This window comes from Microcoleus sp. Pol12A5, from assembly GCF_036701435.1.
Taxonomy (GTDB): Bacteria; Cyanobacteriota; Cyanobacteriia; order Cyanobacteriales; family Microcoleaceae; genus Microcoleus.
Genome location: NZ_JAUBQU010000103.1, coordinates 1 through 21,973 on the forward strand (window position 1 = coordinate 1; position 21,973 = coordinate 21,973).

The following is a 21,973-nucleotide window of genomic DNA, read 5'->3' on the forward strand; positions in this document are numbered from 1 at the left end:
GATTTTAGCAGCACCCCCTGGAACTCGCGCCTTAGTTGCCGGATTGGCTGGGGAACCTACCTACCTCACTGTCAGAGAAGATGGTACGCTCCATCCTTGGGGGATTGTCGATAACTGCACCCACTTGGGCTGTACCTTCCCTTGGAATCCCAATGACAATCAATTTCAATGTCCCTGTCACGGTTCTCGCTATGACCCAGAGGGCACAGTAGTACGCGGCCCAGCACCTCTTCCCCTTAAACTCGTCCGCGTGGCTGTCGCAGAAGAGGCGATTTGGATTTCTCCGTGGAAAGAAACCGATCCCCGCACGGGACAAAAACCCTGGTGGGTTTAGCCATGAATGATATCGAAACAAATCTGATTGAAACCGACGAACAGACGTGGGTGGCGCTGCGGGTGGCGTTGCGATCGCCAAAGGCGCGCTTTCAGCGATCGCAGCTTGGGATCGAAGTAGCAAGTGAAGCCACAAACGAACAGGCTTAGTCTTGCTGGAATCGATCGAGGTTGAGTTTTTCTAAATGTTTATTTCCAGTCTTGCTGGCGATGGATGTACCCATCTGCGTAATTTGTTGTTTTGTGAGGTAATTAATGACCGCTAAACTGTTGCCAACAACTCCGACTCCAACTCCGCTGGATTGGACTGCGGTCTTCTTTTTCACGACTGTTCATGCCCTCGCCCTCTTAGCCCCCTGGTGCTTCTCCTGGTCTGCCTTGGGGATGACCGTCTTTTTGCACTGGTTATTTGGCAGTATTGGCATTTGTTTGGGCTATCACCGCCTATTGACCCATCGCAGTTTTCAGGTGCCTAAATGGCTGGAATATGCGATCGCCCTGATCGGTACCTTTGCTCTACAAGGAGGACCTATTTTCTGGGTGGCGGGTCATAGGCTACACCACGCCTATACCGAGGATATCGATAAAGATCCTTACTCAGCCCGTCGGGGGTTCTGGTGGAGCCATATGCTTTGGATTTTCTACCCGCATTCAGAATTCTTCGATTATGAACAGTACCAGCGGTTTGCCCCCGATCTGACACGCGATCGATTTTATTGCTGGCTGAATCGAAACTTTTTGCTGCTGCAAATCCCCTTGGGGCTACTGCTGTATGCACTGGGGGGATGGTCATTTGTCATCTGGGGTATGTTTGTCCGAGCTGTTTTACTCTGGCATAGCACTTGGTTTATTAACTCGGTCACTCACCTGTGGGGATACCGTACCTTTAACACAAACGACAACTCCCGCAATCTTTGGTGGGCGGCTATTATCACCTATGGCGAAGGTTGGCACAATAACCATCACGCCCATCCTAACGTTGCCAAAGCAGGCTGGCGCTGGTGGGAGTACGATCCTACCTGGTGGGCAATTTGGCTGTTAAAGAAATTGGGTCTGGCCCGAAAAGTGGTGATGCCACCGGCTCAAAATGTTACACCTTCATAAAATAGGAGATCGACATGAAGCCATGTCTACTGTCACTAAACCCTTCACTTCTGTTTACGGCCCAGTGCAATCCTGGCGCTTTGGGCGATCGCTAGGGATCGATCCGATCAGCCCAGATTCTACTTGCTCATTTAACTGTGTGTATTGCCAGTTAGGTGAGATTGAGCACCAGAGTTGCAACCGCCAAATTTTTGTCCCGACTCAGAAAATTCAACAGGATTTGCAATCGTTCCCTGTCGGCGATGTGAACACCATCACCCTCAGCGGTAGCGGTGAGCCGACTCTGGCGCTGAATTTAGGCGAAATTCTGGTTATGGCGAAGGAGATAACTAGGAAGCCCGTTGGGGTATTGACCAACGGCAGTTTGCTGGCCGATCGCGCGGTGTGTGACGAACTGGCGATCGCCGATTGGGTAGCTGTCAAAGTTGATGCCATTGCTGCTGAATCATTCTGTCGCATCAATCGCCCCATGCCAACCATCAACCTCCTGGACATTTGGGCCGGTCTCCTCCAATTTCGCCAACTCTATTCAGGACACCTGGCAATTCAGACGATGCTACTCACCGAGTGGAACGAACAGGATCGGGCAGAGTACATCCGCCGGATGCAAGCATTACTGCCCGACGAAATCCAACTCAACACGCCGACGCGACTTTGCCCCCTGACGCATCAGCTAGAAGCACGAGGGAACGATCCGCCCAATGCCTGTTTATATCCGACAAGGCAAATCAAGCAAGTCCATCCTGAAGTGCTACAGGTGTTTGGCGATCGCATTGAACGTGTCATAGGAATTCCAGTGCGTTACCCATTATTAAAACCAGAGGCAGAGAACCGATGAAACCTCAAAAAACAAACCCCTATTTTCAGCTTTTAGACATTCCCCCTGGCTATCTCAATATCATGGGATATGTAGACGAGTCGGAAGTGAATGGGCCGGGTTGTCGAGCCGTGATCTGGGTGCAAGGATGCCTGCGGGAGTGTCCAGGCTGCTTTAATCCGGCTTCCTGGTCCTTTGAGATCGATCGACTAATCAGCGTTGATGCCCTTGCCCAGCAGATTCTCAGTCACCCTCGCAACCAGGGTGTCACCTTTTCGGGCGGAGAACCCTTCTGGCAAGCTCCAGCCTTGGCAGATTTGGCACGCCAAGTCAAAGCAGCAGGATTAAATGTCATGTCGTTTACTGGCTTCACGTTAGAACAATTGCGATCGCAACAGGGGCCCGCCGGTGCTGAGGAGTTGCTGGAACAACTCGATATTTTAATCGATGGTGCCTACGTGCAGTCTTTGGCAGTCCACTCACCCGATTCTCTCGTTTCTTCCAGCAACCAGCGCGTCCATCTTTTCAATCCTGCTTTTCAGGATCGACTCACTTGGGCCAGCGATCAGATGGAGATTCATATTCTCAAAGATGGCAGTCGGATTTTCACAGGCTACCGGGGTCAAATGAATCTGGCTGAGTCGCAGTTATGAACCCGATCGCATTAAGCATCGAGCATCCAAGCAATACACTTTTGCATTTGATTGCTCATTGTTTGTCGATCGGCATTATACCTGCGGCCGTGTCCCGGCAACACCCATTCAAACGAGTAATTAGCCAAATTCTGCATAGATTTGATTTGTTCCGGCCAAGAATACCAACAGACTTCGTGAAAGCCAACTAGCTGCTGCAAACTTTCCGACCAAGCAAGATGATCGCCGGTGAACAAAAACTTGTTATTGTAAAGCAAAACTGTGTGACCTTTCGTGTGACCAGGTACAGAAATAATCAACAAATCATCTGCGATTTGATGCGGTTCGCTACCAGACAATTGAATTTCTACACTGCGAGTACCCGCGTTAATTTCGTCCGCATGAAGGATGCGATCGCACCCAAAATGATCGCGGTATTGTTGATGATCTGCCACATCATCGCGGTGAGTCAAGTACAGATAGCGAATGCCGCCCATTGCTTCTATGTTTTTGACTAGCGGCGGCACAAAACGGGGAGAATCAACTAAAATGTTTCCTTCGGGGCGGACAATTAAATAGCTGGCTGCGGCGTAGGATTTCTCTGAGTGGTAGCCACAGTGATAGACATTTTCTGCTACGAGTGCGGGTAACAGTTGCTGGGCTTGTTTGATGCTTTTGGGTTTTTCTACAGTCCCGATCGAACTTGTGGGACAAGACAAAAGAGCCGCGAGCGATCGCATTTCTTCAGTTTCATTAGTTGGCTGGTGGTAAACCGCAGACTGTTCTCCCGATCGACCAAATACTTCAGGTGCCATCCACCGACAAGTATCGCAGTCAATACAGGTACTGTCTACATAAAAATTACCGTTAATATTTTCAGTACGCCTCCGATTAATGTTAGCCATTGTTCTACCTCTTAATAACCCATATAAATTATGGTAACAATGAGTACCCCCCACATCCCGCCGGAGGTTGAAACCGTCTCACAGCACAATCCGTTTAAAACTCACCTCTTGCACCATTCTCAAGAACGGGCAAGATGCCCGTTCCACAAGAGATTAATTTTCTTGTGGAACAGGCATCTTGCCTGTTCCTAAAAGGATTATTGACAATGGTGCAAGATATAAGTTTCAATCAACAATTCTACTGCTGGTTCTGGTCTGCTGGAAAAGCACCAGCTTTCACCGCCACCGTAACAGGTTGTCCGCCACGGCTCAATTCAAGCTGCAGATCGCTGCCCACTGTACTTTTCTCGACAATTTGCTGTACGCTGCCAGCATCAGTTACTTCTGTACCGTTGATTTTCTTGATCACATCGGCAAGGCGAACTCCAGCTTGTGCCGCCGGAGAATTTTTCGCAACTCCCAAAACTAACACGCCTTTATCTTCAGTCAGCCTCAATTTGGTGTTGGGATTTTTATTGAATTCTGCCTTGACTTCGGGAGTAATGCTCAACATCCGAACGCCGAGATAAGGATGTTGGGCTTTTCCTGTTGTTACTAATTGGTCGGCAATTTGTTGTGCTCGATCGATCGGAATCGCAAAACCCAATCCTTGAGCGCCTTGAATAATCGCCGTATTCATGCCGATAACTTGACCGCGCTGGTTCAGCAGCGGACCACCGGAATTGCCGGGATTAATCGCAGCATCGGTTTGAATAAAGCTGACGCGCTTGTCAGGAACACCTACATCGGCGCTAGAACGGCCTGTAGCGCTAATAATGCCCACAGTCACAGTATTGTCCAAACCGAGGGGATTGCCGATCGCGATCGCCCATTCTCCCGGCTCTAATTCTTCAGATTTGCCCAAACTCACCACAGGCAAATTGGTAGCTTCAATTTTCACAACAGCTACATCAGTAACTGTATCGACGCCTAAAACTTTGCCGACAAATTCGCGGCCATCCTTCAGTTTTACCGTCACCGTATCTGCACCGTCAACAACGTGAGCGTTAGTCAAAATGCGGCCGTCGGAACCAAAAACAAAACCCGAACCCGAACCCCTTTCTACCCGATTTCCCGGTTGAATGGGAGATTCCGGGCCGAAGAAGCGGCGGAATTGCTCGGGGATCTCATCTGGAACTTGATTCCTCACCGTGCGGGACGAATTGATCCGCACCACTGCCGGGCCGACTTCCTGCACAACTTTAGTGACAAAATTAGAGTCTTGAGAGGGCAGTATATTCGCAGGCAATGCTGAGATTGGCGCTGTAGTTGAAGGTTCAGCTTTGATGGCGTTAGAACTTCCAGGAACTTGAGAAGTTAGGGCGCTGCACCCAACCGTTGCGGTGGAGCCGAGCAAAACAAGGGATAAAAAAGCCAGTTTTTTCGGCAACGAGAAATGGCGAGAACGCACAGTGGTAGCAGGCATATTTTTGGTTGACATAGTATTGAGTTGGTGGGAGTTAGAGCGAGAGTTATAATTAGGATTTTGCATTTTTAGCACCTACTGTAATTTAATTACAACTTAAGGTTGTTTAATTTTAATTCAAGCATTGATGATCTCTGCTTGACTGGTGGGGTTTACCCTACAAGCTGGGGTAGAAACCGGACAGTCGCAGGCAAATTATTTGTGAAATCGAGCTTTTGAGTGCCATCGAACTGGGTCTGCACTGGCGAATTGGTGTCTGAGTGCGATAATACAAACTACGCTAGCCGGCTCGCATATTCCGTATTTCCCGCAAATTTTTCACAGGATTTATATCCGAAGTCAACAACTATCCTGCACTTAAAAAAACCTGGTTTCTAAGCAAAATCTTTGTTGTGAGCGATCGACCTTAACCTAGAAACGGGGTTTTTGACCCCGCCTGTATCCAGAAAGGCTAGCAGCTAAAGCACCGCAAAGCCTCACCCTAAAGCAGGAAGTGAAAAAACTTTAAAGTCTCAAGCTAAAGTACCAACTAAGCCTCAGTCAAAATAGCCTGCAAAAACTCTCTTCTAATCTAAAATTTGAACCTAGGGAGGAATTTTATTGCTCCATATGTTCAATGGAACTAACCGAATCGATTTCCCTCGACTTGTTCCTCGAACTCTCCAAAACATCAACAGTATTCTTAATAAAACCAGCCATCGGCACAGCCACTAACAAACCTGCGACTCCCGCCACCTTAACTCCCACCAGCAGCGCCACTAAAATCCACACAGGATTGAGACCGATAAAACCGCCTAATAACCGAGGAGCAACCCCACTTTCAATTATTTGTTCAATTACTGTAGCGACAGCTAAAACTGTAACGCCGAGCCAAAAATTGTTTAATGTGATCAGCAAACTGACAATGCAAATACTGAAAGGTGCCCCGAAGGGAATCATAGTCATTACACCCACACCCAAACCGAACAGAAGTCCGAAGGGAACTCGCAAAATTAAAAAAGCAACAGTGATAGACAGTCCCATCAAACCTGCCAAAGTTGCTTGCCCGACGAAGTAGTTGTGGAAGCTTCGCGCCAGCAACTCTCGCAATTGAAGGCTTAGCTTGGAAGGAAACCATTTAAACAATCCTTCCCATACGCGATCGCCGTGCAAGAGCAAGTAGAATGTTACGACTATTGTGAGGAGGAAATTCAACAGGCTGTCGGCAGCACCTAAGCCAAATTTGAGAATTTCGCCAGTGAGAGACTGCAATTGAGATGAAAGTCGATCGCTCAATTGGGTAGTCAAGCCGCTGACATCAATGCGGAGATTGCGATTTTCGGCCCAATTGTGGAATGCTTCAATCTGTTCTGTGCCAGAAACTATCCAAGTCGGCAGTCGGGTGGCGAGTTCAGTGATTTGGTTTAGCAGAATTGGCGCCAGAGTTACACCTAAAACCACCAATAGCAGTAAAGTCAAAAACAATACCGACAAAACAGCTCGATCGCGCTTCAAGCCGTATCTGTGCAGAAAGCGCACTGGATAATCTAGCAAAAAAGACAGCACTGTAGCCACTACCAAAACTGTAATCAGGGCGCGAAAATATTCAAAGACTAGGAGGGCTAACCAGCAGTTGAGTACCGCTAGGGGAAATACCAGTCCGTAAGTCCACCAATGCGGCAGTTGAGTGAAACGTCTCATCTAAGTTAACCGAGTTAAATTTTGAGATGCAAGATGTGAGATTGACACTGCTATTCGCCCTTCTCCGTTAACCATTTTATGTTACATTTATTTATACCCGACCGCTGAAAATTCCCAGTTGCTCGACCCGCAGCGGAAATGGGGTTGCGGGCAGGCAGTGCCTGCCACAACCATGTTATATCGTTTCCGATGGTATGGATATATCACCTGCGAAAAAAATATTTGTTGCTGTTGGCAAGGCAGCAGTTTGCAGCGCACGATTCAACCTTTTTCCCCGTGCCGTTCAAGAGCTAATTGAATTAAACGATCTACTAATTCAGGGAAAGAAATACCGTCCGCTGCCCACATTTGCGGATACATACTGGTAGCTGTAAAGCCAGGAAAAGTGTTGATTTCGTTAATCAAAACTTCTCCGGTTGATTCAATGTAGAAAAAGTCTACTCGCGCTAAACCTGCCGCGTCTATAGCCAAAAATGCTTGCACTGCCATTTCTTGGATTTGCGAGACGATCGCAGCGCTGACTTTTGCCGGGATTGAGCAGTCGGCTTGTCCCTGGGTATATTTAGTTTCGTAGTCGTAGAAATCGCTTTGAAAAGTAATTTCTCCCACGGTTGAAGCTTGGGGGTTATCATTACCCAAAACTGCACATTCTAATTCTCTAGCAACCACACCTGCTTCGACAATTATCCGCCTGTCGTAGCTGGCGGCGCTGTCGAGAGCTGCTTCTAATTCAGCGCGCGAGCGAGCTTTAGAAATTCCCACAGACGAACCCAAATTAGCGGGTTTTACAAAGCAAGGATAGCCCAAATCAGCTTCAATTTTGTCGCACAGTTTGGGGAAAATGCAAGGATTAGACCAGATTTCTGAACGGTTGACAGCGATGTATTTTACCTGTGGCAAACCAGCCTGAGCAAAAGCCATTTTCATGGCAATTTTATCCATTCCCAGCGCCGAACCTAAAACCCCGGAACCGACAAAAGGAACTTGCATTAATTTCAGCAACCCTTGCACCGTACCGTCTTCGCCGTTTGGCCCGTGCAAAACAGGGAACCAAACATCTACGGCATTAAAATTAGGAAACTGTCTAGGCGCGGGAGAGTCATCTTGTCCTGGTTGTTCCTCTATTTCCAGAGGTTTTCCGGCGGCTAAGACTTGTTGAGGGAATGTTCCCGACAGCCAGCGGCCGTTTTTTTGGATGTAAAAGGGCAGAACTTCGTATTTAGAGGCATTTTCGTCAGCAGCGAGGGCGCGGGCGATCGCCCGCGCTGAACTAATTGAGACTTCGTGTTCGCCCGATCGCCCCCCGAACAATAGCCCGATCCGCATCTTTGTCATTTTTCAATACTCCCGGTACTTTTTGACAAATATACACGCAGTTAGCGCAGCTATCACAGGAAGTATGCGGCAGAAACTAAGAATTGAGCACAAGCTGTTGCGAACTTAAATTGTATATTGCGGGCGGTCTCAAATAAACTGCCCAGTCATAGTTTGATTATTTCTTGACATACAATTTAAATGTCCCAACAGCTTACAGCATTTCTCCGGTCAAACTAAAAGCGCGAATATCTGTAATTTTAACCCGCACTATTTTACCCGCCAATTCAGCAATATCGCCCTTAAAAAATGTGAGGCGATTGCCGCGAGTGCGTCCCATCACCTGAGTTGAATCTTTAAGATTCTGGACTTCCACCAAAACCTCTTCAGTGCGTCCGAAATAGCGCTGCGATCGTTCCATCGCCGTTGTTGTGACTACATGATTGATTCGTTGCAGGCGATCGGCTTTCACCTCCTCAGTCAACTGATTTTCCCACAAAGCCGCCGGCGTCCCAGGGCGAGGCGAATAAGCCGCAGTATTCACCAAATCGAAACCAACGTCTTCGATCAACTTCAAAGTCTTCTCAAACTGGGCTTCAGTCTCCCCAGGAAAACCGACAATCGCATCGGCAGTAATCGAAGCATCCGGCATATAACGGCGAATTGTATCAATAATCCGGCGATATTTTTCCTGAGTATAGCCGCGCGACATCGCTTTTAAAATATCATTATCTCCCGACTGAAAAGGAATGTGAAAATGTTCGCACACCTGCGGTAATTCCGCACAAGCCTTAATCAATCTTTCCGTAAAATAGCGCGGGTGGCTAGTAGCAAATCTGAGGCGATCGACTCCCGGCACATCCTGAACAAAATAAAGCAAATCCGTCAAAGTATGCTGGTTGCTGCCGTCCGATTTTGTTCCCGGCAAATCGCGTCCGTAAGCATCAATATTCTGCCCCAACAAAGTTACTTCTTTGTAACCTTGACGGCCCAAATCTTCCATTTCCGCCCGAATTGCCTCCGGCATTCGCGACTGTTCAACCCCGCGAACATTCGGCACAACACAATAAGTGCAGCGTTCATTGCAGCCGTAAATTACATTCACCCAAGCAGTCACCTTGCTGTCGCGGCGCGGCTTAGTAATATCCTCCATAATCTCAACAGCTTCAGTCGCCACAACTTGATTGCCCTCAAAAACTTGTTCCAGCAAATCTTCAAGTCGGTTAGCGTGTTGCGGCCCCATTACTAAGTCTAATTCCGGCACTCTCCGCAGCAGCGCTTCACCTTCCTGTTGCGCCACGCATCCAGCTACAATTAAAGTTAAACCCGGTTCTTGGCGTTTGCGATGAGCTTGCCTTCCGAGGTTAGAATAAACTCTTTGTTCGGCATTATCGCGAATTGTGCAAGTATTGTAGAGAATCAAGCTAGCTTCGTTCGGGTCTTCCGAGAACTCAAAGCCCATATTTTCCAGAATGCCGGCCATCCGTTCCGAGTCGGCTTTATTCATCTGGCATCCGAAAGTAGTGATGTGATAGCGGCGGGGTTTAACGGTCATGGCGAATTGCAGGCAATAAAAAATATAGGTTTTCAACCTTAACCAACTATTATATAACAAGTCTAAACCATTTGTGAATATTTCTTTTTATGAGTTCATTTAAACAACGGCGTTCACCAATCTCTAGCGTGTGTGAGGCGCAACAATTAACTGTTACAGGGGTCTAGAAACCCGGCTTCTACGAGTTTTGGGATTAGTCACGACAAATCTAGCAATAAACCGGGTTTCTGAGATACTTTTGCGCTTATTTATCTAGTTATTTTGTCTGTAAAAACTGTAAAATTGTTTTGGCAATACCTTGTGCAGCCAAATAAGGAACTCCATTGCCAACAGTTTTAAACATATTAGTCAACGTCATCTTTGCTGGCAGTGCAAAATCTTTTGGCAGTGACTGAATAGCCAGTGTTTCTGCAACAGAAAGCCGGCGAAGTTTGTAAGGGTGCAAGTGAACTTCATTATTGCCATAACAAGCGGTTGGCGAATAACGCCATCGGTGCAATCGCTTGAAAGATTTTTTTGAATCATCTCCTTCATCAACGGAAGCAAACCGCTTAAGGCCGGCTTTGGGTTGGAAATAGTGTTTGGCATTGGGATGGTTGAGAACGTCATTTTTTTGGAACCAAAATTCTACCGTTAAATCTTGGGGAATGCCATCAGGACAAGGCACGAAACAATCATCTGCAAAGGCTGTTCTATCAGGCCAAGGATGAGAAAAAATTTCTGATTTGGGATATAATACCTGACTTTGCCAAGGAAATAAACTTTCTGCTAACATTTGGCTTTTTTCCTCTAGGGAAATGCCCAGATTTTTGACAAGGTTTTTTCTAAGCCCAATCAAAATAATTCTATCTCTATCTTGCGGAACCCCGTATTCTATTGCATTAATTAAACGTTCGGCAAAAACGTATCCCGAATCCGCCAACTGATGTTTTAGTTCATCGTAAAAAGCTTTATGTTTTTTGGTTCTCCACAAACCTTTAACATTTTCAAATAAAAAGAAATCTGGCTGCTGCTGACAAATCAATTCAATGTATGAAGCGGAAAGTTTGCCTTTATCTCCTTCTTGACCTCGGTTTTTGCCACCAATAGAAAAGTCAGGACAAGGTGGCCCCGCGATAAATCCCACAATATCGTGATGCTTGCGGGCATCCTGCATCAATTCCCGCAGGCGAAAAGCTGCTTCTCCCCCTACAAGTCGAGTTACATCTGCTTCCTCTCCTTCGCAATATCCGTATTCTGGTAGCGGCAAATTCAGGCATTGCCGAGAATAGCGGTATGCTTGCATGAAAGGTGGGAAAATTTCATTGACATACGCTACATTAAAGCCGATCGACTCAAAACCTAGATCGAGCAAGCCAGAACCCGAAAAAAATGAGAAAATACAAGGAGGACGGTGCATTGAAGGATGCCAGCAATTTTGAGTTGAGCTTACTATAAATTCTGTCGGCTGCGGAGGGAGCGCTGAACCTTACTATAAATTCTGTAGAGTGCACAATACGCACCTTTTATTATTAAAAGTCGCAGATCCCGCCGGACACGGCAATGCCGTTCCCCTACTGGTGCGCATTGCGCACCTTACTATACTCAAAACTATTCTTAAAACCATTCACCGCCTCGGAAACGCCAGTGGGGAAACAAAATCCGCATCAGTGTTTGCGATGCCAGATAAATAGCCAGCCACACTAAACTATAATGCAAAGCAAAAGCTCCCAAGTCAAAATCTTGTGCAGATATCCCCGGTAAACCGATAACTTTGATTAAAAATAACACAAAAAGTGCTTCCCAAATTCCGGCGAGCAATTGAAATGCACCGGGCCAATCTCGATCCCAGCGGAACTGCTGAATGTATATATATAAAGCATCCCAGCCAATGCCAAAAATCGCTACATACCCTAAAATCCAGAAAAAAATTGAGCCGGATTTGGATGTCATTAAACCTATAAAAAAGGGCAGGGTTACTAAAACGCCTACTGTTGCAAATAGCAATAACCGAGTTTGCCAGCGGCCGAATAAGGTGGGAGTCATGCGATTTTAGATTTTAGATTTTAGATTACATGGCAAAATTGTTCGATTTTGAATTTAGATTTTAGATTTTAGATTGAACGCGAAGCTAGTTTAAATTAATTAAATCCCCTACATTGCTTGTTGCCGAGCTTCGTCCTTCAAGTTAGTCGGGAGATTTATTGAAAATCCACTTCAACCACTGCACGAACGATCGCCAAACGCTCAATTTCCGCACACCAGCCACTCGGTTGGCGGCCAGACTTTCAACCGAACGCAAGGCGGCGTATTGCAAGCCCAAAAAGCTGTCTACGGGCGCGTAAGGCCCTCCCAAAGTAATCGCGCCTGCTGCGTATACCCGGCCTTCTGTGTTGCAACCAGAAGAATTCCGCAATTCGGGGACTTCAAAATCGTTGTTAACACTCAGCCGGCCCAAACCGTTGAGGGGAAGATTGTATTGAGCTACCAAATCGTTTAACAGCGGACTGGTTTTTACCTTAGCGTCCAAACCCGTAGCATCAATAATAAAATCAGCTTCTAACTTAATTTGCCCCTTGAGTTCCTTCTCCTGAATGTACGTCACCGTGCGGTTTTGACTGTCGCGCTCAACTCGCTCGACTTCCCCGAAGGTAATTTGATACCATCCTTGACTTAAACCTTCTTTGACAATCCGCCGCCAGTCGCTGCGCTGGGCTGTGGTAGTGCCGCCCCAGTCTGTGAGCAACTGCGGCCGCAATTCGGGGGCTGCTTTTTCCAAAAGTACCCGGAGTTCCCCGCCCCAGCAAGCTTTCGGCCAGTTGAAAGGTTGAAATTCGTAGTGATTTTCCACGCTACGCTCAGCGAGTTTAAATTTGTTACCTTGAGGTTTGGGCGATCGCATCAAATGCAATACTTGAATGTTGCGGTTCCGCTGCCGCGCTTCGTAAATTCGCTGCACCACCCGCGAAGCCACAATTCCCCGGCCTCTAATTAACACGCTGCCGCCGCTGGCCTCCAATTTTTCGTAAACGCCGTCGTGCTTTTCGTAAGCGTTGACAACCGACTCAAAATCCTGGGTTTTTTCGCGGTAAGCTTGCAAGTCGGGCAGAAATTGAATGGCGGGATAGCCGGTGGCTAAGTGTACGTATTTGGCGATTAAAAAAGCGTGCTCGCGGTGATCCGCATCCGATCGAGAATAAGCGATCGCGTACCTGCCGTCATCTGTTTTGCGAATTCCCCGCACTCTACCGTAGCGAAACATCTGATTCCACCCAATTCGATCGACTTCCCTGTCAATAGAATCAAACACATTCCCCGCGCGAGGCGTATAAGTTTCGGCAAAAGTCGGTTCCGCAAACACCTGCCACATCAACTTCAACGACATCCCCAAACGCCCTTTCCGCAATTCCTGCCCAGCTTCCCGCAAAGCATAGGGAGGCCACCCCCAAATGTTGTCTGGACAAGAGTCAGAATTCGATCGCAGGCGTTCCCGCAGCGGAATTTGAGAATTCAGGCACAGGCGCAGGTAGCGGGCGTAAGGCTGCTTTTCCATGCCCAAAACCGCAATTCGATCGATTTTCACGCCGCAAATTCTCAGCAAATCCACCCAAATAAAGCTGCCCAAACCGCCGCCAACGGCAGCCCAATCAACTTCTGTCACAGGGAGTCCCCTAGATTCGAGCGATCGCATTGACACTTGAGAAGCTTGCAAAAATGCGATCGGCGGAAATTCTTCCCTACTACTTGTTTGAGGAAGCTGCAACATTATTGGCTGGCCCAATGCCGGGTCTGGCCCATTGGTCTGCGGGTTAAAGAAAATGTGAAAATTGACCGACGGCGTTTCTGGGGAATTCACAGCAAAAGAAATGCCGATCGCGTAGGGCCCAACTTGCAGCATATCGCCGTTTGCCAGCACGCACCGGGTTTGGCGAACGCCGTTAACAAAAGTACCGTTGCGGCTACCCGTGTCAGTGAGTAAAATACTGTTACCTTCGGTGCCAATCACTGCGTGGAAGCGAGAAACTTGACTGCTGCTGAGGGCAATTCGAGAAACTCGTTTCCCGTTGATTGTGGCGGGCATAGCTTCAAAAATTCGTCCCAAAGCGATGGGTAAGTCGAGTATGGGGGATCGACAATCCCCCGTAGCTGTATCTGTCCAAGTCAGTCGCAGGCGCAAGGGTTGAGAATTCATGATTATTTTTTAAACATCAGCCGTCGGCTTTGAGCTTTCTGCAAAAAAAGATTTTTGAAGTTGAGAGTGTTTAGCGGATAGCCCGATTTTCCCTTTTTTACACTCTCACGGAGAGATGACCACACTCGCCGCCGCCGCCAAAGAAGTACCGCACCACGGACACCCCGCATTCAACTGCGCGTAAGGCGAAATTCGGCTGCATTTGGGACATTGCAAACCATATTTTGAAAGCCCCGTCGGCTGAAAGTTACCAGGTGCGGGAGGTCCAGACAGCAAAACTGTCTGGGGCGCGGCTACCTGCACCTCGGTCACATTCACCACCTCAATTTGCAGTTGGCCTAAATGGATGTGGCTTCCCGATTTCAATTTTGCTTCGCCTCGGGCGAGAATTTTTCCATCTACCAGGGGCGGATTGCTTTCGCGCAAATTCCGCACTGCATACTCCTGCAATTCCTGATTAAAAAATATTTCAACGTGCAGAGCCGATACGCTGGGATGCGAAAATACTATATCGCACTTCGCCGGATCGCGTCCGAGCCTCACGCTTCCCGGATTTTTGCTCGGCTGTCCGTTTTGAATTGTCTGAGTTTGACGCACCCCAGCTTCTGACCATGCTAGAGTGAGCTGGTTTGTCATGATTGTCTAGTTTGCTCAAAAATATAAAAAAATATTAGCTGATTTATTTTGAGGACGGACTTCCTCACCAAAAAACTTAATTAGAATTATTGACGCGGACTCGCTCAAACTTCTGAAAATATTATGTGCAGCACAAAAAGCCCCGAAGTCGGGGCTTTTTGTGCTCGCATTGGCTTTTTTTGAGAGACTGGCTCGCGCTTGCCAGCTTTTCTTTCCCACAAAATTATTGACCCCAGTACACCTTTGTTAAAATTTTGCTGTTAAAGATTGAGCAGCGATTACTAAAAACTAATTGCTGTGGGGTTTCCAGATTTGCGAAGGTTTGGGGCGCTAGTGACGAATTTTGGAAGTTGGGCGATGGAACTACCTCGGTAACTTCGATCGCCCAACCTCCTCAAACGTTCACTGTCCTAGTGCTATCTCTCACGCTGCAACTGTGCAATCTTTCATTACAGGGCCAGCCTTGAGAGACTTAAGCTTCGCTCTTGCGGCTTTTCCGACCGCCTTCGCGACCAATTTGAGCCATGTGTTCGCGATTTCTGCTGACAGCTTCGCCGCCTTTTTGACCAGCTTGTCTGGCTTCTTCAGGGGTGAATTCGTGTGCAGTTCCTTTCTCGTGTGCAGCTTTTCCGCCTTTGCTAGCAATTGCGCGCTGTTTTTCTGCATCCATAGAAGCGAATCCGCGTTTGCTTTTCTCAGCCATGACTGTCTCCTTGTTTTTTTCTGATTTTTTAGCTCGATCGCGCCTTCGCCTCCCACTGTCATGGTTACTTCCAGTCAGTGGTGAGATATCCGACGGTAATTTATGAAACCTCATCAGACGAATCTAAGCTTTTGGTTTAACTCGCAGGATGAATCTTTCATAATTTACAAATGTGAACTAAAAATAGTTCACGCCCGGGCACTATAGTTAGAGCCGCCAATGTTTTAAGCTGGTTACTGTCTTTCAATCATTCTATAAACCCCCCCAACTTTTATACCTCTTTCTCAGGTATAGTCATTCTTTAGTTCGCTGGAAGGATGGAACCCAAAGCTGATTGGCAGTAGACTCAGAGGATTTTTCGACTTAACCGCGCCACCTCAAAAATTAAAAGTCCAAAGAGGGATGCTTGTTTGGTCTTTTTACTTTTTTTTTGATGCCTTCCGCGCTTGCCAGTTATCCCGATGTTAGTTGGTCTGCCGATCGAGTTGTTTCTGGTAAGCGATATTTTGGGGCGCAGCGCAGGACGTACTCGATCGCACTTATCAAGTTTACCTTATGACCGATCGAAACATAAATCGGTTTTACTCCTGTTTGCGTCCTTAGCGCTGCTCCTACCGTTGATCCCTCTAGAAGCAAGGGTTGCCAACTGCCACGGTCGAGTCCGACTTCTAAATGTTCTCCGATAAATCGATTTTTGGCAACTCCGATCGTGGCAATCCCTGTCAAAACCCCCAAATGGCAGGCAAGACCGAACCTGCGGGGATGGGCTAGTCCTTGACCGTCGCACAATATCAAGTCTGGCCTCAAACTGATATTTTCCAAAGCTTCAAGGACTGCCGGTACTTCTCGAAAAGACAGGAAACCCGGAACGTAAGGAAAAGTTGTAGGACTGCGAACCACAGCTTGCTGCTGCAATTGCAAGTCGGGAAAGCTCAGAACTGTTACAGCGGCCTGCGATACGTCGTTTGCACTGTCGTAGCCGACATCTACGCCTGCGACGTATCGAACTGTGTCCAGTTGATTTGTGGTAATTACCTCTGACCGAAGCTGTTCTTGAATGGCGATCGCCTCTTCAACTGTCTGCGGCCAAGGGTGTCGCTGCAACATTTTGATTTTTCTTCAACCGTTCTCATCTAAGCTTAACTTATTTTCAGGCATTTTTAAACTCAGATTTTTATCGTTTGTAGCTATAAATTCCTAGCCTGCCCAAGGAGTCTTTTTTTCTACTCAGGAGGGTTGAGAAATGCGGGCTGATGCCAATTCTACCAATAGAGTCTGTAGGTCGGAGAGTGAAATTCTATCTTTCGCTTGTGCTGGAACCAACCCCCAAAGGTTTTATCGGCACGCGCCTCCAATTTTCTACTCAAAATTTACAAAAAATACCTATTTGATGCCGATCTTTTAGCTTTCTAGAAAGCTTTTTCTTTCCGATCGCCATTTTATTCGTTGTCTGAGAGCGCGCGAGCTATTTATTTACTTCTTCTTTATCTAATTTTATCCTCATTGTCAAGATACTTGAAACATTTATTCATTAATAATCTCACCCAGCTACAAGTGCCATTGTTCATCCCCGCTCATCGAGCTAAGAGGTCCCCAGACCCTCGCAAATATATGACTTTTATGAAAAAAAATCAATGAATTTATGAGTTGTTTCACCCTTAACATGAAGTTATAATCTTAGATAATATCGGATAGAAAACTAACATCAAGTAACACAACATTGGTGAATAAACATATGAAAACCATGCAAAATGTTCAGTATAACCTAGCTCTCTACATCGTCGGTGGCATCGTCTTCATCATCGCCGCCTTAATTTTAAGACCTTTTGCCCTCGTCGGCGCAGGGGAACGCGGCGTCGTGATGCGCTTCGGCAAAGTTCAAGACGCGATTTTAGATGAAGGCATCCACCCAATTTTACCGATCGTCACCTCTGTAAAAACTATCAGCGTGCGCGTACAAAAAACAGATTTGAAAGCAGATGCAGCATCCAAAGATTTGCAAAGCATTACTACAGATTTGGCAGTCAACTGGAATGTTGACCCCGCCAAAGTAAATCAAATTTTCCAACAAGTGGGAGACGAAGAACAAATTGTTACCAGCATTCTGAGTCCGGCAATTTCGGAAGTTCTCAAAGCAGCAACTTCTAAAAAAACCGCAGAAGAAATTATCACTAAGCGCACGGAACTAAAAACAGAAATCGACAACAGCCTCAAAAAGCGCTTGGAGCCTTACGGCGTCATTGTCAGAGATGTTTCGTTAATAAATTTTGGCTTTTCTCCAGAATTTAGCAAAGCCATCGAATCCAAACAAATAGCCGAACAAGAAGCTAAACAAGCAGAATTTACAGTTAAAAAAGCCACCCAAGATGCTCAAGCGGAAATTAACCGTGCTAAAGGTAAAGCTGAAGCTCAACGCTTGCAGCGGCAAACATTAACAGCCGAAATTTTGCAGCAGCAAGCAATTGAAAAATGGAACGGCCAGTTTCCGACAGTAATGGGAGGAGGCGGAACTTTGCCATTAATTAATATTGCGCCGCCGAGTTCTCAAGCTGCAACTCCTGCTAAATAAGCTGCAGCAGATCGTGATTGCCAGGGCGCGGGGAGAAGGGAAGAGGGGGAGAGAGTCTGAGGGGGAGAAGAATAGAGGGTTTTGCACTGCGGATGTGAAGATGTGCTTTTTTAAATGCCCAACAGCAAGGGTAGAAAATACCAAGCAACTAAGGTGAAATCCCGCTTACTTAAATGCCCAGATACAATTTACGTTGCGCGAGTCCTGAAAAACGTTACAGTAAGAAACAACTCGGAAATTGTAAAGGTTTGCTTGAAAGTTCGGCTGATGGGAGATCGGGAGAACCAGTCAATTTCTAATTTAGGTGAAGTGGGGGATGTCGGCGATCGCCATTCTGCGTCAGAAGCCCTGTGGCTGCGCGATCGAGCTTTGGCAGCTACTAGCAGCGGCATTGTTATTGCTGACGCCAATGCACCCGACTGTCCCATAATTTATTGCAATCCGGCCTTTGAACGGATGACAGGTTACTGCGCCGATGAAATCTTGGGGCGCAATTGCCGATTTTTGCAAGGCCCGGATACCGATCGAACTACTGTAGCTAAGATCCGCGACGCCTTGCGCCAAGGTCGAGAAATCCAGACAACAATCAAAAATTACCGCAAAGACGGCACTCCTTTTTGGAGCAAATTGTCGCTATCTCCCGTGCGAGACGACAGCGCTAATTTGACTCATTTCGTAGGGATTCAGTCGGACTTGTCGGAACGCATCTGTGAAGTGCACGAAGCATTGCAGCAAGCTAACGACCAACTGCAAACGATTTTGGAAGCAGTTCCGGGAACAGTATCTTGGATTAGCTCGGATTTGCGCTATTTGGGGGTTAACCAGCACTTAGCCAAACTGCATGGTTTGCGGCCGTCGGCTTTTGTCGGTCAAGATATTGGTTTTCTGGGCGCTAGCTCGGATTTTAACTCTTTTGTGGTGGAGTTTTTTGCCGGCGACGCTACGGAAGCGGTTAAAGAACTCAACGTTAAGCTACAAACCGACGCGGGAGAGTCGCAGGGATACTATCTGATTGTGGCTCAAAAGTACGATCGCGGCAAAGCAGCTTGTCTGGTAGGGATTGACATTACCGAGCGCAAGCGGGCAGAAGAAGCTCTGGTGCTGACTCGCAAGGCGGTGGAAAGTTCGAGTGACGCGATCGGCATCAGCGATGCGAACGGCACTCACATTTATCAAAATCAAGCGTTTTCTCAGCTATTTGAATGGGACACCGCAGAGGAATTTAAACTAGCCGGAGGTATATCGGCAGTTTTTGCTGACGCCCCAGTCGCCAGGGAGGTACTCGACACGATCGCCCAGGGTTATTCTTGGTGTGGTGAAATTACCAACCGCACTAAAAGCGGTAAAACTTTGCAAGTGTTGCTGCGGGCGGATGCTATTAAAGACCGCACGGGGAAAATTGTCGGTCTGATTTACATGAATACCGATATTACCGACCAAAAGCGCACGGAACAAGAGCTGCGGCAAAGCGAGAAGCGCTTTCGATCGTTGATTGAAAATGCTAGAGACATTATTGTGATTCTCGACGAGAAAGGCTTTTGCCGCTACGTATCTCCTTCCCTAGAGCGGATTTTGGGCTACCCGACGGGGGAAGTGCTCGGCAGATCTATATTTGACTTGATTCACCCTGACGAATTGCTAATAGTGGATCAAGTGTTCAAAGGTGTCATGCAAATGCCGAGAGTTAGCCAGGGAATGGCGGAATACCGCGTGAAACACAAGGACGGTTCGTGGTGCGTGTTGGAAGCGGTGGCGACGAATTTGCTCAACGAACCTTCGGTGAGGGGAATTGTGGTTAACTGTCACGACGTGACTGAGCGCAAGATGGCTGAAGAACAATTGTTGCACGATGCTTTGCACGATGCGCTGACAGAGTTGCCGAACCGTGCTTTGTTGACTGACAGGTTGGGCCAAGCTTTTGCCCGCGCCCAACGGCATCCGACCTATCAGTTTGCGGTGCTGTTTCTGGATTTGGACAGGTTTAAGGTGATTAATGACAGTCAGGGACACCGCATGGGCGATCGGCTTTTGGTCGCTGTGGCTCGCCGTCTCTTGACTTGTTTGCGGCCGGGCGATACGGTGGCTCGTCTGGGGGGAGATGAGTTTGTGATTTTGCTGGAAGAAATTCACGGTGTTGATGAGGCGATCGCCCAAGCAAAGGAAATTCTCAAAACGATCGAACGGCCGCTTTATTTAGAAGGTAATAAAATTTTAATTACTGCTAGCATCGGCATTGCTTTGAGTACCAACAAATATCAGTGGCCGGGAGATATTTTGCGCGATGCTGATATTGCGATGTACCGCGCCAAAGCTCTCGGTAAAGCTCGCTACGAAGTTTTTACCAGTGCGATGCACACTCAAGCTGTGGCTTTGATGCACTTGGAACACGATTTGCGGGAGTCGGTTGAAGAACTAAATTTGAAATATTCCATAGTGGATTTCGCCTGCGGGACGGCGGCGGAAAACTCGCCGATGAGTGAAACGGATCGGAGATTGGAGCGTCCGAAGTCGCCATTGCCTACTTTAAAATTGGAATGTCCTTTTACTGTTTATTATCAGCCGATCGTTAGTTTAAAAAGCGGTTCAGTTATCGGATTTGAGGCGCTGGTGCGCTGGCTGCACCCGGAAAGGGGTTTAGTTTCCCCGATGGAATTTATTGCGATGGCGGAGGAAACAGGGTTAATTACGCCTTTGGGTTTGTGGGTTTTGAACGAAAGCTGCCGCCAAATTATTAAGTGGCAGAGTTTGAATTTACCTGTGGGAAATTCGCCGCTGACTGTAGCAGTAAATCTTTCCGGGAGGCAGTTTGCGGAACCCGAATCGATCGAGCAAATTAAGCAAGTTTTGCAGGAAACGGGTGTTGATGCTCGCTGTTTGAAGTTGGAGATTACTGAGACTGTGGTGATGGAAGATGGGGAAGCGGCGGCGGCGATGCTTTCGCAGTTGAGAGATTTGGGGATCGGGCTGTGTATTGATGATTTCGGCACTGGTTATTCGTCTCTGAGTTATTTGCACAAGTTCCCGATTAATATTTTGAAGGTCGATCGCTCTTTTGTCAGTCGCATCGGGGAAATGGGCGAAAATTTGGAAATCGTGCGGGCGATCGTCATGCTGGCCCGCAGTTTGGGGATGGAGGTAGTGGCAGAAGGTGTTGAAACCGCCGTCCAATTGGCTCAAATGCGGGCGATCGGCTGCGAGTACGGTCAGGGATACTTTTTCTCTAAACCTCTCGACAGTGAGGCAGCTACAGCCTTGTTGAGGCGATCGCCCAAATGGTGAACTGAACTAAATATTTAACCGGATCAAATTGCTTGATTGTCAATAAGGGCGATCGATCTTTTCGTACTCAATGCCTTGGGTGTTAAAATCAAAATTTAGTATAATAGCCAACTATCGAGATAGGTAAAAATATATGTCTCAATCTCTTGTGCCAGCAGTCGAAGAAAAACAGCTCGATACTTCGCCGACCTTAACTTTTGAAGAATACCGATTTTATCAAGGAGAATCTGATGTAAAATATGAACTGTACAAAGGCAAATTAATCCCGACGCCAACAGCCACAATTTTACATATCAAAATTTGCGAATATTTAGTTTACCAATTGCAGCGTTACCTAGCTGAACACAATCCCGACTTAGTAGTAAAAACAGGTCTGGGAGTGAGAACAGATGAAGATAAATCTCGGATTCCCGATGTAGTTGTCTGCACTCAAAGTCTTTTGGAACAAGCTGCTGCTCGACCCGGTGCAGGTATCCTCGAATTTGATGAAAAGCCGCTGTTAGTGGTAGAAGTAGTCAGCGAAAATCGCCGCGAAGATTACGTAATCAAACGCGGAGAGTACGAATTAGCGAATGTGCCGGAATATTGCATTGTTGACCCTAAAACTGGCAAGCAAAAAATCCGGCTTTTTGCATTGATTGAAGGTGAAGATGGTTACACGTATACAGATTTCTTGCCTGGTGAGGAAATGGAATCTGTAGTATTTCCCAATCTGAGATTATCAGTCAATGAAATTTTAGATCCGCCATTGGTGGAAGGGTTAATTAAGGCAGAACAAGCTCAATTGCAGCAACTACAAACAGTCGAACA

The 21,973-nt window shown here is 47.1% G+C and carries 19 protein-coding genes; 8 read left to right on the forward strand and 11 right to left on the reverse strand.

Features of this window, described 5'->3' with window-relative positions; all coding sequences use genetic code 11:
• From petC to QUA45_RS21975, 5 genes are all read left to right on the forward strand, one after another.
• Positions 1–334: cytochrome b6-f complex iron-sulfur subunit (gene petC / locus QUA45_RS21955; protein WP_333222106.1), on the forward strand; the 334-nt coding region annotated here is incomplete at its 5' end.
• Positions 335–336: 2 nt separating this feature from the next.
• The gene (locus QUA45_RS21960; RefSeq protein ID WP_333100780.1) at positions 337–483 is read left to right on the forward strand and encodes a hypothetical protein; all 147 of its coding nucleotides are present in this window, start codon (positions 337–339) and stop codon (positions 481–483) included.
• 105 nt (positions 484–588) lie between these two features.
• Positions 589–1,437, forward strand: a complete 849-nt coding sequence (locus QUA45_RS21965) for a fatty acid desaturase (protein WP_333222107.1) — start codon at positions 589–591, stop codon at positions 1,435–1,437.
• Between the two features lie 22 nt (positions 1,438–1,459).
• Positions 1,460–2,275, forward strand: coding sequence for a radical SAM protein (locus QUA45_RS21970; protein ID WP_333222108.1), 816 nt, complete (start codon positions 1,460–1,462; stop codon positions 2,273–2,275).
• Complete coding sequence (locus tag QUA45_RS21975) at positions 2,272–2,907, forward strand: 4Fe-4S single cluster domain-containing protein (protein ID WP_333222109.1); 636 nt, start codon at positions 2,272–2,274, stop codon at positions 2,905–2,907. Before QUA45_RS21970 ends, QUA45_RS21975 begins: the two co-directional genes overlap by 4 nt.
• A gap of 11 nt (positions 2,908–2,918) precedes the next feature.
• Here the strand turns inward: QUA45_RS21975 and QUA45_RS21980 are convergent, their stop codons facing one another.
• The 11 genes from QUA45_RS21980 to nfi all read right to left on the reverse strand — a co-directional run bounded on the left by QUA45_RS21980 (position 2,919) and on the right by nfi (position 16,422).
• Positions 2,919–3,791 carry an MBL fold metallo-hydrolase gene (locus QUA45_RS21980; RefSeq protein ID WP_333222110.1) on the reverse strand — a complete coding sequence of 291 codons (873 nt, stop codon included), beginning with the start codon at positions 3,789–3,791 and terminating at the stop codon, positions 2,919–2,921.
• A 238-nt stretch (positions 3,792–4,029) separates the two neighbouring features.
• On the reverse strand, positions 4,030–5,322 hold the full coding sequence (locus tag QUA45_RS21985) for an HhoA/HhoB/HtrA family serine endopeptidase (RefSeq protein WP_333222111.1): 1,293 nt from the start codon (positions 5,320–5,322) through the stop codon (positions 4,030–4,032).
• A gap of 531 nt (positions 5,323–5,853) precedes the next feature.
• Positions 5,854–6,936 (reverse strand): AI-2E family transporter, encoded by a 1,083-nt coding sequence (locus QUA45_RS21990; protein WP_333100785.1) that lies wholly within the window; start codon positions 6,934–6,936, stop codon positions 5,854–5,856.
• 261 nt (positions 6,937–7,197) lie between these two features.
• Entirely contained in the window at positions 7,198–8,271 is a 1,074-nt protein-coding gene (locus QUA45_RS21995) for a D-alanine--D-alanine ligase family protein (protein ID WP_333222112.1), read from the reverse strand.
• A 193-nt stretch (positions 8,272–8,464) separates the two neighbouring features.
• Positions 8,465–9,805 carry a tRNA (N6-isopentenyl adenosine(37)-C2)-methylthiotransferase MiaB gene (miaB, locus tag QUA45_RS22000; protein WP_333222113.1) on the reverse strand — a complete coding sequence of 447 codons (1,341 nt, stop codon included), beginning with the start codon at positions 9,803–9,805 and terminating at the stop codon, positions 8,465–8,467.
• A 256-nt stretch (positions 9,806–10,061) separates the two neighbouring features.
• Complete coding sequence (locus tag QUA45_RS22005; RefSeq protein WP_333100790.1) at positions 10,062–11,204, reverse strand: DNA cytosine methyltransferase; 1,143 nt, start codon at positions 11,202–11,204, stop codon at positions 10,062–10,064.
• Positions 11,205–11,401: 197 nt separating this feature from the next.
• A complete protein-coding gene (locus tag QUA45_RS22010) occupies positions 11,402–11,830 on the reverse strand; it encodes a hypothetical protein (RefSeq protein WP_333100791.1) in 429 nt (142 codons plus the stop codon).
• Between the two features lie 142 nt (positions 11,831–11,972).
• Positions 11,973–13,976 (reverse strand): FHA domain-containing protein, encoded by a 2,004-nt coding sequence (locus tag QUA45_RS22015; protein ID WP_333222114.1) that lies wholly within the window; start codon positions 13,974–13,976, stop codon positions 11,973–11,975.
• 105 nt (positions 13,977–14,081) lie between these two features.
• The gene (locus tag QUA45_RS22020; RefSeq protein WP_333100794.1) at positions 14,082–14,612 is read right to left on the reverse strand and encodes an FHA domain-containing protein; all 531 of its coding nucleotides are present in this window, start codon (positions 14,610–14,612) and stop codon (positions 14,082–14,084) included.
• A 472-nt stretch (positions 14,613–15,084) separates the two neighbouring features.
• Positions 15,085–15,315, reverse strand: coding sequence for a KGG domain-containing protein (locus QUA45_RS22025; protein ID WP_006631632.1), 231 nt, complete (start codon positions 15,313–15,315; stop codon positions 15,085–15,087).
• Positions 15,316–15,768: 453 nt separating this feature from the next.
• A complete protein-coding gene (nfi, locus tag QUA45_RS22030) occupies positions 15,769–16,422 on the reverse strand; it encodes a deoxyribonuclease V (RefSeq protein ID WP_333072842.1) in 654 nt (217 codons plus the stop codon).
• A gap of 628 nt (positions 16,423–17,050) precedes the next feature.
• On the opposite strand from nfi, the gene QUA45_RS22035 reads away from it, so the two are divergent.
• The 3 genes from QUA45_RS22035 to QUA45_RS22045 all read left to right on the forward strand — a co-directional run.
• Positions 17,051–17,884, forward strand: a complete 834-nt coding sequence (locus QUA45_RS22035) for a prohibitin family protein (RefSeq protein WP_333100634.1) — start codon at positions 17,051–17,053, stop codon at positions 17,882–17,884.
• 267 nt (positions 17,885–18,151) lie between these two features.
• Positions 18,152–21,163, forward strand: a complete 3,012-nt coding sequence (locus tag QUA45_RS22040) for an EAL domain-containing protein (protein ID WP_333222116.1) — start codon at positions 18,152–18,154, stop codon at positions 21,161–21,163.
• Positions 21,164–21,296: 133 nt separating this feature from the next.
• Positions 21,297–21,973, forward strand: a 677-nt coding sequence (locus QUA45_RS22045; RefSeq protein WP_333222115.1) for a Uma2 family endonuclease, incomplete at its 3' end; no start/stop codon positions are given.

What these genes read in the sequence shown, in the direction of transcription:
- QUA45_RS21960 (WP_333100780.1), top strand. Translation starts at nt 337, where the DNA reads ATGAATGATATCGAAACAAATCTGATTGAAACCGACGAACAGACGTGG.
- QUA45_RS21965 (WP_333222107.1), top strand. Translation starts at nt 589, where the DNA reads ATGACCGCTAAACTGTTGCCAACAACTCCGACTCCAACTCCGCTGGAT.
- QUA45_RS21970 (WP_333222108.1), top strand. Translation starts at nt 1,460, where the DNA reads ATGTCTACTGTCACTAAACCCTTCACTTCTGTTTACGGCCCAGTGCAA.
- QUA45_RS21975 (WP_333222109.1), top strand. Translation starts at nt 2,272, where the DNA reads ATGAAACCTCAAAAAACAAACCCCTATTTTCAGCTTTTAGACATTCCC.
- QUA45_RS21980 (WP_333222110.1), bottom strand. Translation starts at nt 3,791, where the DNA reads ATGGCTAACATTAATCGGAGGCGTACTGAAAATATTAACGGTAATTTT.
- QUA45_RS21985 (WP_333222111.1), bottom strand. Translation starts at nt 5,322, where the DNA reads ATGCAAAATCCTAATTATAACTCTCGCTCTAACTCCCACCAACTCAAT.
- QUA45_RS21990 (WP_333100785.1), bottom strand. Translation starts at nt 6,936, where the DNA reads ATGAGACGTTTCACTCAACTGCCGCATTGGTGGACTTACGGACTGGTA.
- QUA45_RS21995 (WP_333222112.1), bottom strand. Translation starts at nt 8,271, where the DNA reads ATGACAAAGATGCGGATCGGGCTATTGTTCGGGGGGCGATCGGGCGAA.
- miaB (WP_333222113.1), bottom strand. Translation starts at nt 9,805, where the DNA reads ATGACCGTTAAACCCCGCCGCTATCACATCACTACTTTCGGATGCCAG.
- QUA45_RS22005 (WP_333100790.1), bottom strand. Translation starts at nt 11,204, where the DNA reads ATGCACCGTCCTCCTTGTATTTTCTCATTTTTTTCGGGTTCTGGCTTG.
- QUA45_RS22010 (WP_333100791.1), bottom strand. Translation starts at nt 11,830, where the DNA reads ATGACTCCCACCTTATTCGGCCGCTGGCAAACTCGGTTATTGCTATTT.
- QUA45_RS22015 (WP_333222114.1), bottom strand. Translation starts at nt 13,976, where the DNA reads ATGAATTCTCAACCCTTGCGCCTGCGACTGACTTGGACAGATACAGCT.
- QUA45_RS22020 (WP_333100794.1), bottom strand. Translation starts at nt 14,612, where the DNA reads ATGACAAACCAGCTCACTCTAGCATGGTCAGAAGCTGGGGTGCGTCAA.
- QUA45_RS22025 (WP_006631632.1), bottom strand. Translation starts at nt 15,315, where the DNA reads ATGGCTGAGAAAAGCAAACGCGGATTCGCTTCTATGGATGCAGAAAAA.
- nfi (WP_333072842.1), bottom strand. Translation starts at nt 16,422, where the DNA reads ATGTTGCAGCGACACCCTTGGCCGCAGACAGTTGAAGAGGCGATCGCC.
- QUA45_RS22035 (WP_333100634.1), top strand. Translation starts at nt 17,051, where the DNA reads ATGAAAACCATGCAAAATGTTCAGTATAACCTAGCTCTCTACATCGTC.
- QUA45_RS22040 (WP_333222116.1), top strand. Translation starts at nt 18,152, where the DNA reads ATGGGAGATCGGGAGAACCAGTCAATTTCTAATTTAGGTGAAGTGGGG.